Source organism: Roseobacter sp., assembly GCF_039970775.1.
Taxonomy (GTDB): domain Bacteria; phylum Pseudomonadota; class Alphaproteobacteria; order Rhodobacterales; family Rhodobacteraceae; genus Roseobacter.
Genome location: NZ_JBDVLG010000044.1, coordinates 1 through 14,445, shown reverse-complemented (window position 1 = coordinate 14,445; position 14,445 = coordinate 1). Strand labels below are relative to the sequence as shown.

Genomic DNA, 14,445 nt, shown 5'->3' with positions numbered 1-14,445 from the left:
GCGCCCATCGGCGAACAGACCCAAGCTGGAGATAAAATTATGAGCCCAAATCAACAGTCCAACCTGCAAGACAGCGTAGGTCACGACGCGCGCTATCCAATATTTGGCATCATTCCGCGGTCACGCGTGGGTCAGATGTTTTTGGGGTGGGCCGTCGTGAATATTATTTTGGCGCTTCTGCCTGTGTTCAACATCTATGGGAACAGCCAAGACATCGGCATAAGCGGTATGCCCACGACGGTGTTTTATTCCTACGCGGTCTTCACGCTGAACTGTCTTTTGGGCGCGGCATATTTTCTGACGCGCGGGTTGGCTTGGGTCGACATGATTGAAACGACTGGCGTGGAGGGCGCAGAATGACAACCGTATTCATGCTGGGGGGCATGGGCCTTTACCTCGTCTTGATGTTTTACATCGGCTACCGCGCGTTTCTGACCAACAAGGCAGGCGACCCCGAAGACTGGTTCGTGATGGGGCGCAGCGCCAATATCTTTATGTTGGTGGGCACAATGTTCGCCACTTGGTTCTCTACATTTGCGTTTCTTGGGGGGCCAAGCCTGTTTTACAAAACAGGTGTGAATTGGCTGCTCTTTGGCTTTTTTAACTCCATGGGTCCGATCTTGATCATGATCATCGGGCCCCGAATTTGGGCGCTGGGGAAACGGTTCAAGTTTATCACACCCGCAGACCTGTTAGCGGCATATTACAACAGCAGCCGCCGGTTGCGTATTTTGACGGGTCTCATTTGCATCGCGGTGTTGTTTCCCTATTCCGCGATCCAGATCACTGGTATCGCAATCGCGCTCAGCTCGATCTCTGAGGGCCTGATCAACTTCAACTTTGGCGTCTTGCTGATCGCAATCTGCGTTGGCGTGTATTCCTTTGTTGGTGGCAGCCGCGCGGTTGTCTGGACGGACGTCATTCAGGGCTTTATTTTTGCACTGTTGCTGATTGTCACTATGTTTCTTGTGGTCCGTTGGGCCGGTGGCTGGGATGCGGGTTGGACCAATTCGGTCAATGCGAACCCTGAATTGTTTTTCTTTGACGGAGGCGGAGGGCGCTACATTACGTTGATGGTTTTGTGGTCCTTCGGTTGGGTGCTGACCCCGCATCTGTGGCAACGGTTGTACATGGCGAATGGCGGCAAAACGCTTGTGAAGGGGGCCGCGATCACATCGTTCTTGGCGTTGTTCATCGTGACCTTTACGGGGGCCGTTATCGGAATGCTGGCCATTGGTATGGATCTGACCATCCCCGAGGGCGCAAATTCAGACGCGCTTGTGCCGTTGATCTTTGCCAAATATCTGCCCGCGATGGGTGTGGTTTTGGTGATTGCGGTGTTTGCGGCAGGCATGTCGACGCTCGATAGCCAGCTGATTTCGGCGACATCAAGCTTTACCCAAGATCTTATGCCATCGGTGATGCAGGCGGATATGAACACGCGGATGCGGCTGGGACGTTGCTTTGAGGTGGTGTTTATCCTGGCCGTTGTCGCATTTGCGTTCTCGCCGCAGGGGCGTTCCCTGATCGCGCCGCTGGCGTCGGTTGGCGTGGGCATGGCGCTGTCGTTCTTGTTGCCACTGCTTGGGGCGCTTTACTGGGGCCGCGCATCAGAACCCGCGGCGTTTTGGTCTATGTTGCTGTGCTGGGGCACAATGCTGGCGATGCAGTTCGGGTTGATCCCGACACCGGGTAAAATCGGGCCGCCACTGTGGGGGTTGATCATCGGGGCGGTTGTGTTCTTTGGCCTGTCGCTCGCGGTGAAAAACCCCGTCGAGGCGGTGCGTCGCAAACGGTTCCAAGGCGACATGGCCGACCGGTTCCCCGAAACGCGCGGGGCTGTGGCCAACGGCTAAACGTTTCACGCCTAACACGATTGAAACGGCCGGTGCGCACTAGTTCCGGTCGTTTTGTGTGAAGGGGCTGGTTTGACACGATCAACCGCCCCAAGTAGCGTTAACGAAAGCAACATGTGGTATGAAGATGAACGACCCCCTCGCAAGTTTGGACTGGGGTGACATCAGGGTTTTTCTGATCGCTGTGCGTTACCAACGGGTCAGTGGCGCGGCCAAAGAACTGCGGTTGAGCCACTCTACAGTGTCGCGCAGGCTGTCGCGTCTCGAACAGGTTTTGGGTGCCGCAGTGTTCGAGCGGAACCGAGACGGTTTGATCCTGACAACATTTGGCCGATCTGTTTTGAAACGCGCCGAGGAAATCTCGCTTGGGGTAAGCAACCTGCGCAGCGATATCGAAGGGTCCGGCGATACCAGTGGCGTCGTGCGTTTTGCCACGATGGAGGGGATCGCATCGCTCTATCTTGCGTCGCGCCTGGCGGGGTTTCAGGCCTCCTACCCGCATATCCAGTTGGAGCTTTTGACCACGGCGCGCGAGGTGCAGATCAGCAACCGTGAGGCGGATATTTTGCTCAGCTTTCATAAGCCACAGGGCACCGATATGGTCTCGAAGCGGGCGGGGGCATTTGGCATCGGGCTTTATGCCGCGCCCGATTATCTTGCGGCGAACGGAACCCCCACAACCCCCGATCAGATGGCCGACCACAGCTATATCGGCTATCTGGATCAGTTCGTGGAACTGGAAACCGTGCGCTGGCTAGAGGAATTGGTGACCCGGCCGCGCATTATTTTCCGGTCCAATAGTATGATTGTGCAGCGCAGCGCCGCAAGAGGCGCACTGGGCATCGTTGCTTTGCCGCATTTTGCCTTGTCTGATACCGAAAGCATGGTGCGCGTCATGCCCGATTTGGCAGCACGGCGCCCCCTTTGGATTTCTGTGCACCAAGACCTGCGAAATATTCCGCGTATAAAAGCCGTTCAAACCTATCTGGAACGACTTTTTGAGACCAACCAAACCTACCTGAATGGAATCTAACTAGCCTCTGATTGGCACAGCATGCCCGTGATAAGGCGGTTTATCTACGCACAGTGTCGTGCATAAATTGCCGTTGGATTGCGCGTGGTATTCCCGGAAACTGGTGGAAATTCTGGGGAGTAACCTGATGTTTAAAAACCATATTTTTCGCGCCGCTGTGGCTCATACCGCGCCCGTATACCTTGACCCGCTGGCCAGTGCTGAAAAAGCTGTTTCGACCATCGCAGAAGCCGCAGGAAACGGTGCCAAACTCATTGCGTTCTCCGAAGGGTATCTGCCTGGGTTTCCCGTTTGGGCGGCTATTCACAGCCCGGTAAAATCCCATGGTCTTTTTAAGAAATACGTCGAGGCGTCTGTTTTCGCCGATGGCCCTGAGGTTGCGATTATCCGCAAGGCGGCGGCGCGGTACGGGGTGATCGTATCTTTGGGAATATCAGAGCGAAACCCAAGCTCTGTTGGGGGGCTTTGGAACAGCAACCTGTTGATTGACGAGACCGGTAGCGTGCTTAACCATCACCGCAAATTGGTTCCGACGTTTTATGAAAAACTGACGTGGGATCAGGGGGATGGTGCAGGCCTGAAGGTGTTGGAGACATCACAAGGTCGTATAGGAAACCTAATTTGCGGGGAAAACACCAACCCGCTGTCGCGCTATAGTTTGATGGCGCAGGCCGAACAGGTGCACATCTCTAGCTACCCGCCGATCTGGCCCACACGGCCGCCGGAAGAGAGCGCCAATTTTGATAACCGGGCGGCAAATCTCATCCGCGCTGCCGGGCATGCGTTTGAGGCCAAGTGTTTTGGTGTTGTTGTGGCGGGGTGTTTTGACGCGCGCGCAACTGAATTGGCCGCAGATGGGGACCCCGCTTTGATGCAGATGTTAGATGCGTGCCCGCGCGCGCAGAGTTTCTTTGTCGATCCGACGGGGGCACAGATTGGCGATAGTTTGACAGAAGAAGGTATCGGATATGCCGATATTGATTTGGACAAATGCATAGAGCCCAAACGGTTCCACGATGTCACGGCAGGCTACAACCGGTTCGATATTTATGATCTGCGGGTGAACCGACACCGTACCGTACCGATAACATTCAACGATGAATTGACCCCATGCGATGGGTCGGCGGGCACTGCGGATGAGGACGAATGAAAGGCATCCTGACCGGGGCATCAGGCGGAACTACACAGCCTCTATAGTTGCTCAGGAATAGATAAGATTTTGTTTTTAAGGGCGAAGTGATGTATACTCGTTTATGTCGCGACGATATTCCTTTTTCGCCCCGTGTTTTTGAATGAACGGCATATCGTTGTCGCGTTGGCGTTGTCGGGGAGACCCGCAAAAGCAATTGGGCCGAGTATCGACGACCCTGATGCGGTCATTTACATTTTAGTCGCCACGACGACAGTAATTTATTCGTTTTATTTCATTCGGGACTTTCTTGAACACGCAGGTCGTGGATGAATGAAAGGGCGAGTTTAACGCGCTTCAAACTTTCGTGACGTGTTCCTTATCTCGGGTTTGCGGGGGGACGAACAGGTTGCGGCTTTGAATTGCCCGAGCGTAAGATACCTCTTGTCGCAGAATTAGAGGCCGTCGAAACGTCATCTAATGGCCCCGAAAAGCGCGCTACGTTTTGTCAACCTTCTACACCCACTTGTAATTTAAAGCACCAGCGACGTGTGCCGGCCTTTAGATACGGCTGAGGCGCCAATCGGCAAAAAGGCATGCTTGTTTGGCGAATGGCTGAGTATCATAGCCTGCGAATAAACCGTCTTGAGTGACAAGCACAGTGCGCCAACCGCGCGCCGCGGCCCCTAGGATGTCTGTATGAAGCGTATCGCCGCACATCGCGATCCGATTTGGCACCGGGGTAGGCAGTGATGCCTCTATTATGTCGTAAACCTCGGGAAACGGTTTCCCGAAAAAGCGCACATGGGCAGGAAACAAATCGGCGATAAGGTGGCCGAAATACCCGGGCTCTCGTGAAAAACCGGCGTCACGGGGCGCTGCAAGGTCGGCATTGCCGATCAGCACCTGCCGGGGGCGGCGGTGCATGGCGGCTTGTAGCAGTTCTTGCTGCTTTGTCGTCCAATCCGCTGTCGACAAAAACAAAAACTGATCGACCATGTTGTAGTCTTTTGCGTTGTCTTTTAGTCGGGTTACGCCGTGTGGCAGATCTTTTAGCAGGTCTTCGTCGGCGGCAATTACGCCCCAATGCCCTGCACCCATGCTTTGCAATGTGGCCTGCCGACTGGTTATGATTTCGTCGTCTTTGACCCGCAGCCCGAGCCGTTTGAATTTTGCAATCGCGCCACTGCGATCATAACTTGCGGCGTTTGTCAGGATGCGAATGGCGCACCCACGGTCGCGCAGTTGATCAAGCCTATGGTCTGCGCCGGGGATCAGGTTATCGCCGACATTCAAAACCCCAAAGGCGTCAAAAACAAACGTGTCTACCTGGCCCGAAATATCGAGCAATGATTGAATTTCGGTAGTTTCAATTCGAGTTTCAACAACCGGAAGGCGCCCTCGAATTTCTTCGTAGCGGTCGAAAATTATCTGCGTTGTTAGCAGCTCGTTCGGCCCCTGATTTTCATCAGTCACGCGGCTTTTCCTTTGATGGGTGTCATAATCTACACCTGTGTTGGGGCCGATGGATACCCGTCGGCCCTGAAACTCGTTTCTCTGTTACAGCAGCTTCTTACGAAGTGCAGATGAAATCATTTCACCGGCGATAACAAGGGCGAGGATGGTCAGCAGAACCATCGAAACTTCTTGCCATTGAAACGTATCAATAGCGCCTTGCAGGATGATCCCAATACCACCCGCACCAACTAGCCCAAGAACGGTGGATTCGCGCAGGTTGATATCCCAACGTAGAATGCTGATCGCAAAAAACGCGGGCATGACTTGCGGGACGATTCCGTACAACACCACCTGAAACCGCGATGCGCCGCAGGCTTCTAACGCTTCGACTGGGGCGGGATCTATTTCTTCAATCGCCTCGCCCAATAGCTTGCCAAGGAAACCGATGGACCGGAACATAATCGCGATAATCCCCGCGATAATTCCCGGCCCGAAGATGGCAACGAACAACAGCGCCCAGATGATCGTATTGACGGATCTCGACGACACCAGAATAAACCGGCCAATCCAAAGAAACACGACATTGGGGGTCGTATTTTGCGCCGAGATATAGGCAACGGGCAAAGATAGCACCACGGCGATCATCGTCGCAATCGTGGCAATGTTGATCGTTTGCCATGTCGCCTCAAGGATAGAGGGCAGGTTGGTGGGGTCGGGTGGAACCATGCGGGTGAACAGATCGGCCAGCTGCAATGGCGCATCCCAGACCCATTCCCAGATCACATCGATACTGCCCAAGGCCCAAACAACCACCAAAGTGACAGACAGCAACGCCACATATCGTTTCATCCGTTGCGCAGGGGTAAACCGCGCCCATTCAAGTGCTGGGTTCTGTGTCATGTCATGCGCTTTCTGATCATGCCGCTGACGGCTTCGGACATCAGGATCGCGCCAACGATGACCATGGTGATGGCAAGCGCGAAATCGTAGTCATACCGGCCGAACGCGTTGGCAAGGGTTGCGCCAATGCCGCCTGCGCCGACGATACCAACCACGGCAGAGGCACGCAGGTTGCTATCAAGCTGGTAAATCCCAAGCCCCACGAGGCGCGGCATGATCTGCGGTAAAATCGCATAGATCATGGTGCTAAAGAACGGCGCGCCGACGGATCGCATGGCTTCGACCTGCCCGAAATCAATTTCTTCGATACGTTCGGCCAGCAATTTGGCGACAAACCCGATGGAATATATCGTCAACGTCAGCGCCCCTGCCAAAGGACCAAAGCCCACGGCTTTGACGAAGATGATCGCTACGATCACAGGATGGAAGCTGCGCGCAAGGATGAAGATCCCACGGCCCAAAAGATACACCGGTTTGGACGAGATGTTGCGGGCCGCCATAAAGGCCAACGGCACGGATAGGGTCATGCCAAGCGTTGTCGCAAGGATCGCGATCTTTAGGCTTTCCATAAAGCCGGATATCAACAGCCCGGACCGTTCGAAACTGGGTGGGAAGGCCCCGCTAAAGATACGTCCGGCCCGCGCCATCCCTTGTGATGTGCGTTCCCAATCGATGGGCAATGTTGCAATTGTTCCGACCACATAGGCAGCGACGGCGATATAAAACACCCATCGTACGACAGGCGATTTGATGAACGGCGGTTTGCGCCAAACGGTTTGGGTGGTCATGCGACAGCACCCATTTCCTGACGGTCTTGCGATGGGGTCCCGGCGTAGATTTCATCCATTTGTGCCGCATCCAGCGCGGCAGGTGTGGCGTCAAAAATGATCCGCCCGTAGCGCATGCCAACGATCCGGTCGCTATATTCTTTCGCTTCGGTCACGTTGTGGATGTTGATGATGACAGGCAGGTTCAGTTCGCGCGCGAGGTCGCGCAACAAAGACATAATCTGTTCCGATGTTTTCGGATCAAGCGATGCCGTCGGTTCATCCGCAAGCAGTATTTCGGGGCGCTGCATCAGGGCGCGCACAACGCCAACGCGTTGGCGTTCACCACCCGATAGCTCATCCGCGCGTTTGTCCGCATATTGCGCAATGCCCACACGTTCCATCAATTCGAACGCGCGTTCAATGTCTGCGGTGGGATAGCGGCGGGTGACAGCAGCCCATGTGGAAATATAGCCCAAACGCCCGGATTGCACGTTTTCCATGACGCTCAGCCGGTCCACCAGATTGAAACTTTGGAAGACCATTCCCACCCGGCGACGGGCCATGCGCAGGTCTTTTGCACCAAGGGTTGTGAAATCGGTGCCGTTCAATGTGATTGTGCCTGACGTGGGTTCGACAAGACGGTTGATGCAACGCAGCAGCGTACTTTTGCCGGCACCGGATGACCCGATGATCGACATGAGTTGCTCACCTTCGACCGTCAGGTTCAGGTCCTTCAGGACAGGCGCACCTTTCCCGTATCTTTTCACAAGATTCTTAATTTCTAGCATGTTGCCTCTCAAATGCGCGTGCCACCCCGACCCATGTGTCGGAGCGGCAATTTGCAGCGGGGATTAATTGTTGGCGAGGCCTTGGGGGGTATATTCAACACCGTTGGAGGCCTGAATTTCACGGATAACGGCCCATTGATCCTGATAGGTAATCGGGATGAATTTGCTAACACCGTCGAATTCATCACCCAGCGCGGTGCCCTCAAATTCGAACGTAAAGAACGCGTCTTGGATCTTGGCAGCAAGTTCTGGTGCCAGATCGTGGGCCAATGTGAACGACGTTGTGGGGAACGGATCGCTTTCCCAAATCTTGCGCACGTCCGCGACGTCATAAAGCCCGCGCTCTGCCATGCGGTCCACCACTTCGGATGCAACGGGCGCTGCGTCGTAGTCACCGGCAACAACCCCCAACATGGATTGGTCGTGAGAGCCAGAATAGACGACCTCGTAGTCCTGATCAGGGATGACACCAAGGCCGGGGAACAACGCGCGTGGCGCTTGGTTGCCGGAATTCGACGTAGGCGATGTGTGTGCAACGCGCTTGTCGGCCAGATCGGACACTTTTTGAATGTCGCTATCGGCCTGAGTAAATACCTGCAGGCGGTAGCCAAATTGCCCGTCTTCGGCACCCATGATCGCAAAAGGCACGGCCCCTGCGAGGTTCACGGCAAACGGTGTTGGGCCTGTTGAAAAGCCTGCGATGTGCAAGCGCCCGGACCGCATCGCTTCGACCTCGGCTGAGTTTGATTGCACGGCAAAAAACTGCACATCTTTGCCTGTGACGTCTTCGAGGTGGGTAATGAATGGCGCCCAGATATCGGCATATACCGCGGGATCTTCGACCGGCGTATAGGCAAAAACCAATGTGTTTGGATCATTCAGTTCTGCGGGGTCGGTCGGCGCGTCTGCCACCAGATCACCGTTTGCGTCGCAATATAGCGCGTCCAGCGCACCGCGCTCGGAACACTCGCTGGCTGTGGCGACTGTGGCGCTGCCAAGCATCATTAGGCCTGCAGCCACAGCTGCATTGGTCATTTTAAAAGTCATGTAGATCTCTCCCTGGTCAAATCTCGCAATCTGGTAGGGTCCTCCAACCGCCACCACGCGATGTCTTTAGCCTAAGAGGATCACACCCCGCAGGGCGAGACCGGCTGTGTTAACACAGCGTATTTATTGTTAACAATATTACAGACGCCTTTCACGCACTGTCTTTTCCTTTGTATCGCGCGAAAATTAAGACAGGGTCTGTCAAAACGCCGCATCGGGGAGGATCAGGTGGATGTCCGAAAATCAAAACGATGGTCAAACCCCGCCCGTCATCGCGATTGTCGATGATGATCGGGAAGTGCGCGAGACGTTATGCGAATTGCTGAGCAGCAGTGGTTTTGCCCCGATCGCTTGCGAAAACAGCGCTGATTTTATGGGCCTTGGCGATCCGCCTGCGGTTGATCTTGCGATCATTGATCTGCGGTTGCGGGGCGAGTCGGGGCTTGATTTGGCCGTTCAGGTGGGCGCGCGCTATGCTTTGCCCATTGTGATGCTGACCGGGGTCGGGGATGAAATCGATCAGATCATCGGCCTTGAAACCGGCGCGGATGACTACCTGATGAAGCCATTCAACCCGCGTGAATTGGTGGCCCGTATCCGATCCGTCTTGCGCCGGTATGGGCACGGCGTGAACCGCACGCCGACGTTGCCGGAAAACACAATTGGCTTTGGAACCAAACACATCGATCTGCAAAGCCGCATTCTGCTGGATCACGCAGGCCATGAAATTCCGCTGACAAACGGCGAATATCGTTTGCTTGAATACCTTGCGCGCAATCCGTCGCGAGTGATCTCAAGGCCCGAACTTTTGTCCGAACTCGGCTCTGATATGGAACGCTACGTAGATCGCACGATTGATGTGTTGATCCTGCGTTTGCGCCGAAAAATCGAAGACACCCCGTCCAAACCCGTGCATCTGCAAACGCGCCGGTCACAGGGCTATTTCTTTCAGCTCGGTGCGGGCTAACGCAATGCGGCCCCCTCTCCATACGCCAAGCGTCAAGGCACGGCTGTCCATCGCGATTTTGACATTATGCGCGGTCACGATGGTGATCTCTGTCGTTAGCCTTTTGATGTTGCGCAACGCTGAAAACTGGCTTGATATCATCCACCGCGATACGCTGGCTGAGGTGTCCCAAGCGTTGGACCTGTCGCGAAACGCAGCTGATCTTGCAACAGCGGCGCCGTTTCTTTTGACCGTCCAGTTGCCCTATCAACGACAGGCCGATGCGGCTGCAATCCTTCAGACGATTGAACGGCTTGATACGCTTTCTGATGGCACGACTGACCTGGCTTTGCCTCTTGCGCGGATACGTGTTGCGATTGCCAATCTGGTGCGCGTGTCGTCGCCACAAAGCGTACTACAACGTGAAATTGCGCAGGTCGATGCAGATTTGGCAGGGCTACAGGACCGGTTTCAAAGGCAGGCCAATTTAACAGATGCGACGTTAGATGATCGTTTGGCCTGGGCTGCATTGGGGCGGCTGACCAACGAAGCCCGAAGCGTAATCCGTGCACAAGATATACTGGAGGTGGGCGAGATCAATCGTCGTTTCAACCAAGGCCGTGCTGCCCTTCCGGACACCGCAGTTGCACAGCGCGGTCTGCACAATATCGAGGCCATTTTGGCGGGCCCGTCCAGTGAACTGTTCCAGTTGAAGTACCAGTTGCTCACCGCTGCGCTTGATGCCGAAAACGCCCTTTTTCGGATACGTCAGCTGTCTAGCGATATCAGCGCCTATGCAACCCAGCGCGTCAAAGCCGCAGAAGACCGGCTGGGTGTGGCGCGGATGCAGACCTCAAGCGATTTACAACTTGCGCAGACCGGTGTCGCTCTGCTTGCGCTTTTTAGTGCAGGCGTGGCTGTCATTTCGTCAGTGTTCGTATCGCGGTACGTGACGCGCAACTTGCGGCTCATTGCGGACGGGATGCACCGGCTGGCGTCGGGCGACCATACGGTGACGTTGCCCAAGAAGAATAAATCGGACGATGAGATCGGCCAGCTGTTCCATGCGTTTGGTGTGTTTCGGTCCAATGCGCGCAAGTTAGACCGCCGCGCGGGGCAGATCACCCGACAAAATACTCTGTTCTCGAGCGTATTTAACGGTATCAAAGACGGTGTTGCGATCCTCACGCCGCAGGGTCTTATCGAGGCCCAAAATGACAAGGTGCGCAGCCTTCTGGGCATTCCCGATGGGGACGACACACCCGCCCGGACCATGCAGGACCTCTTGGGGCAATCGGCCTTTCGCCTGCAAAACGGGGCTGATGATCGCGGTGGATATGATGAATATACGAACATCATGGGCGACGTGGTCGAAGTGCGGTCATCGCAACTGCCTGATGGGCGGTCCGTTTGGCTTTTGTCAGAGGCAACAGAACGCAAGCGCATCGAAGATAGGCTCGAAGAAATTCGCCGTGTTGAAACGCTCGGTAAGGTGACCGGCGAAGTCGCGCATGATTTCGGGAATATTCTTTCCACCATTTCAGGCAATCTGCACCTGCTGGAAACCGCCGATGCAACCGCAGCTCCACCCCGTCTTAGGCGGATCAGAACAGCTGTGGATTTGGGCGTTTCCCTCACAGAGCGTTTGGTTGCATTTGCCCGCAAACAGCAGCTTGAACCAGAGGTCGTTGATCTGGGGGCGTTGGTGGAAGGGATGCAAGACCTGCTGGACATTGCACTGCCCCAAACGATCGACCTACATCTGGATCTGGGTGCGGCCCCTTTGCATGTCAGCCTGGACCCGGGCCAGCTTGAAAGCGCGCTGCTGAATGTCTGCATGAATGCCGCGCAAGCTGTGCCGGATACGGGAAATATCTGGATCACGCTTTGCGCGCAGGATCACAACGCCGTTCTATCCATTCAGGATGACGGCACGGGGATGACAGACGAAACCCGCCGTCACGCGTTTGAACCGTTCTTTACCGCCCGTCCGAACGGGGAAGGCACTGGGCTGGGCTTGTCGATGGTCTATGGTTTCGTCACCCAATCTGCGGGCAGCATCCAGATACGTTCTTCTGTGGGGCAAGGCACGACCATCGAAATTCGCTTCCCGGTCACTGATAAATCGAGCGTCCAACCGCCAGACATGCCCTTCGCAGGTACAGCGATTGTGGTTGATGACAATCCAGACACCGCCGCCGTGTTAAAGGGCACCCTCGTAACGCTCGGTTACGAAACGGTGTTATTTACCGATTTTTCACAGGCCCAAGAGGCCATCAAACACACGCGAGACATCGATATATTGGTGTCTGATCTCAACCTTGATCACGGTCACTCGGGGGTGCAGTTGATCAATATGGTCCTCGGGCGCGACCCGTCGTCATGTGCCATTTTGGTATCTTCGCGATTGCCGGCCCAAGACCCTGTTTCCCAAAGATATCGCAGCCGTTTCGCAATGTTGCCAAAGCCCATCATCAAGTCAGATCTGGTGCTTGCCGTGTCTGAGATGCGCGGAAGAATATCCAAAGGGGCGCCATTTTCTATTCCCCACAGTGCAGGAAACAGGTCGGCACCGTAAACATGTGATTTCGTGCAAATAGGCGCAGTAAAAACCAGTTTCACCCGAAAGACGGCGACTGGGTGTCTGACGTCAGTAAAAAAGGTGTAGGGCGACACATAGTTTTACCTTTTACGTGACCGCGAAGATTTGATTTTAAAGGAAATTTTGAGGCCACGACGCACTAACTTTGCTTTTTACGACTCAAAGGTTTCCCTTTCGCCCAAAGGCGATAGATCTCGAAAACTATGTCTAAGGCAGTCAGTCATCATCAGGCCTGCAGATCGCATCAAGATCGCGCAAAATCTCAGCAACTTCGCTCCTAGCAAGGCTGAGACGTCGCGCTAGCCTTTCCTCGTGACGGCCTGCCAAAACTAGGACAACGTCAAGGACGGTGTCTGAATGCCGCATCAGCTCAATCAGGTTTTCACCAGTTGGACCGTAGGTTTCCGAAATCCAATTTTTAGCTGTTCGTTCGCTTTTTCCCGTCCACCGAGCTGTTTCTTTCGCCGCGCGACCAGCGCCGCCCAATTCCTGAGACAGCGCCGAACTGATCACCTTTCGGTATTCTGATGCAGAAACCAGTCCCTTGCATTCACGATGAAACAAGCTGCCCTTTTTATGAAACATGCTTCAAATCCTTTCCCGTTAAGATTGAAAAAGAATCGCATAATTCCCGTGCAGGTCTGCGAATTTGAATGAAGGAGGGCCGCAGCGTTGAATTGGCCTTAAGACAACAATGAACAAGACAGCCGTCGAAAGGCTGCGCAATATGTCCGCATGTCGACTGAGTATCAACGCTGCTCGACCGAAAACCAGCCCGATGCCATTCTGCGCTATGCCGATGAACGCGGCTACCAGATCATTGAGACATATTCCGATGCAGGAAAAAGTGGTGTGCGCATCGAAGGGCGTGATGGCCTGACTCAGTTGCTCGAAGATATCCAAGCTGGGAAGACAGATTTCGACACTATTCTAGTATATGATATCAGCCGTTGGGGTCGGTTTCAGGATGCCGATGAGAGCGCGTATTACGAATATATCTGCAAACGTGCTGGCATCGCAGTCGAGTATTGCGTTGAGCAGTTTGAGAATGACGGCAGTCCAGTTTCCACGATCGTTAAAGGCGTCAAACGTGCGATGGCGGGGGAGTACAGTCGTGAGTTGTCGCAAAAGGTCTTTTCTGGTCAGTCTCGTTTGATTGAAATGGGCTACTTGTTCATGCCGTGCCTCCATTTTGTTCCTGACGGAATTCACTGCCGTCGATCCACATACGGTGGAGCAGAACGGCAAGTTTGCGGGCGACGGCAACAACTTCGCGTCGGCGACCTTTGGTGCGTATCAATCGCATGCCCCATGATTTAATCTGTGACCCTGCCATCGTTAGCATCAGCAATGCGTTGGCAGCAGCATAAAGAGTTGCACGAACATCTCGATCTCCTGCCTTTGATATTCGGCCAGGATTGTCGTGCTCCCCTGACTGAAAGCGCCTTGGCGTCAGGCCAAAATGCGCAGCAACTGTACGTGAACGCTTGAAGCGGTTTGGATCATCAACAGCCGCCTTGAACGTCAGCGCTGCAATTGGCCCAACACCTGGAACGGTCATTATGCGCATGCAAACCTGGTCTTGAGACGCTGCACGTTTCACGCGCCGATCCAACTCGAGGTAGTGTTGGAACAAAACCGCCCGCGCGTCGAGCAATGGTATGATTGCATGCGCAAGGACGTCATCCATCTCGATCATCGGCCTCACCAAGCCATCAAAAGACCCGTGTTTTACTGTTCGGGGCAATCGCACGCCGAAGATTTTCAGCAGGCCCCGAACCTCGTTGGCCAGATCCATTGTCTTCTTGAGCAAAGCTCTACGCGTGCTCAATAGCGCCCTCAGCCCGTGGGCTTCACGACTCTTCATATGAACCGGGCTGAACCAGCCTGTTCGTAGGATTTGAGCAATGCCCTTT

13 protein-coding genes and 1 pseudogene are annotated in these 14,445 nt (G+C 54.6%); 7 read left to right on the top strand and 7 right to left on the bottom strand.

The features are described from left to right. Positions 1-39: 39 nt before the first annotated feature. From ABJH13_RS10365 to ABJH13_RS10350, 4 genes are all read left to right on the top strand, one after another. Complete coding sequence (locus ABJH13_RS10365; protein WP_348406138.1) at positions 40-360, top strand: hypothetical protein; 321 nt, start codon at positions 40-42, stop codon at positions 358-360. Continuing rightward, positions 357-1,856, top strand: coding sequence for a sodium:solute symporter family protein (locus ABJH13_RS10360; RefSeq protein ID WP_348406137.1), 1,500 nt, complete (start codon positions 357-359; stop codon positions 1,854-1,856). Before ABJH13_RS10365 ends, ABJH13_RS10360 begins: the two co-directional genes overlap by 4 nt. 127 nt (positions 1,857-1,983) lie before the next feature. Beyond that, positions 1,984-2,889 carry a LysR family transcriptional regulator gene (locus ABJH13_RS10355; protein ID WP_348406136.1) on the top strand — a complete coding sequence of 302 codons (906 nt, stop codon included), beginning with the start codon at positions 1,984-1,986 and terminating at the stop codon, positions 2,887-2,889. A gap of 127 nt (positions 2,890-3,016) precedes the next feature. After that, on the top strand, positions 3,017-4,039 hold the full coding sequence (locus tag ABJH13_RS10350) for a carbon-nitrogen hydrolase family protein (protein ID WP_348406135.1): 1,023 nt from the start codon (positions 3,017-3,019) through the stop codon (positions 4,037-4,039). 540 nt (positions 4,040-4,579) lie between these two features. Here ABJH13_RS10350 and ABJH13_RS10345 read toward each other — a convergent pair. The 5 genes from ABJH13_RS10345 to phnD all read right to left on the bottom strand — a co-directional run bounded on the left by ABJH13_RS10345 (position 4,580) and on the right by phnD (position 8,981). Continuing rightward, positions 4,580-5,464, bottom strand: a complete 885-nt coding sequence (locus ABJH13_RS10345) for an HAD hydrolase-like protein (RefSeq protein ID WP_348406235.1) — start codon at positions 5,462-5,464, stop codon at positions 4,580-4,582. 114 nt (positions 5,465-5,578) lie between these two features. Next, positions 5,579-6,376, bottom strand: coding sequence for a phosphonate ABC transporter, permease protein PhnE (gene phnE, locus ABJH13_RS10340; protein WP_348406134.1), 798 nt, complete (start codon positions 6,374-6,376; stop codon positions 5,579-5,581). Beyond that, the gene (gene phnE / locus ABJH13_RS10335; RefSeq protein WP_348406133.1) at positions 6,373-7,164 is read right to left on the bottom strand and encodes a phosphonate ABC transporter, permease protein PhnE; all 792 of its coding nucleotides are present in this window, start codon (positions 7,162-7,164) and stop codon (positions 6,373-6,375) included. The genes phnE (ABJH13_RS10340) and phnE (ABJH13_RS10335) overlap by 4 nt, the downstream gene beginning before the upstream one ends. Beyond that, positions 7,161-7,934: a phosphonate ABC transporter ATP-binding protein gene (phnC, locus tag ABJH13_RS10330; protein ID WP_348406132.1), complete on the bottom strand. Its 774-nt coding sequence runs from the start codon at positions 7,932-7,934 to the stop codon at positions 7,161-7,163. The genes phnE (ABJH13_RS10335) and phnC overlap by 4 nt, the downstream gene beginning before the upstream one ends. A gap of 63 nt (positions 7,935-7,997) precedes the next feature. Then, a complete protein-coding gene (phnD, locus tag ABJH13_RS10325; protein WP_348406131.1) occupies positions 7,998-8,981 on the bottom strand; it encodes a phosphate/phosphite/phosphonate ABC transporter substrate-binding protein in 984 nt (327 codons plus the stop codon). A 232-nt stretch (positions 8,982-9,213) separates the two neighbouring features. Here phnD and ABJH13_RS10320 point away from each other — a divergent pair, with 232 nt between their 5' ends. After that, positions 9,214-9,948, top strand: a complete 735-nt coding sequence (locus tag ABJH13_RS10320; RefSeq protein WP_348406130.1) for a response regulator transcription factor — start codon at positions 9,214-9,216, stop codon at positions 9,946-9,948. A 4-nt stretch (positions 9,949-9,952) separates the two neighbouring features. Continuing rightward, positions 9,953-12,505, top strand: coding sequence for an ATP-binding protein (locus ABJH13_RS10315; RefSeq protein WP_348406129.1), 2,553 nt, complete (start codon positions 9,953-9,955; stop codon positions 12,503-12,505). Between the two features lie 240 nt (positions 12,506-12,745). Here the strand turns inward: ABJH13_RS10315 and ABJH13_RS10310 are convergent, their stop codons facing one another. Further along, positions 12,746-13,114: an XRE family transcriptional regulator gene (locus ABJH13_RS10310; RefSeq protein WP_348406128.1), complete on the bottom strand. Its 369-nt coding sequence runs from the start codon at positions 13,112-13,114 to the stop codon at positions 12,746-12,748. Positions 13,115-13,261: 147 nt separating this feature from the next. On the opposite strand from ABJH13_RS10310, the pseudogene ABJH13_RS10305 reads away from it, so the two are divergent. Continuing rightward, a pseudogene (locus ABJH13_RS10305) lies at positions 13,262-13,684 on the top strand (recombinase family protein); the annotation flags it as partial. A 19-nt stretch (positions 13,685-13,703) separates the two neighbouring features. Here the strand turns inward: ABJH13_RS10305 and ABJH13_RS10300 are convergent. After that, positions 13,704-14,445: IS110 family transposase (locus tag ABJH13_RS10300; RefSeq protein WP_348406127.1), on the bottom strand; the 742-nt coding region annotated here is incomplete at its 5' end.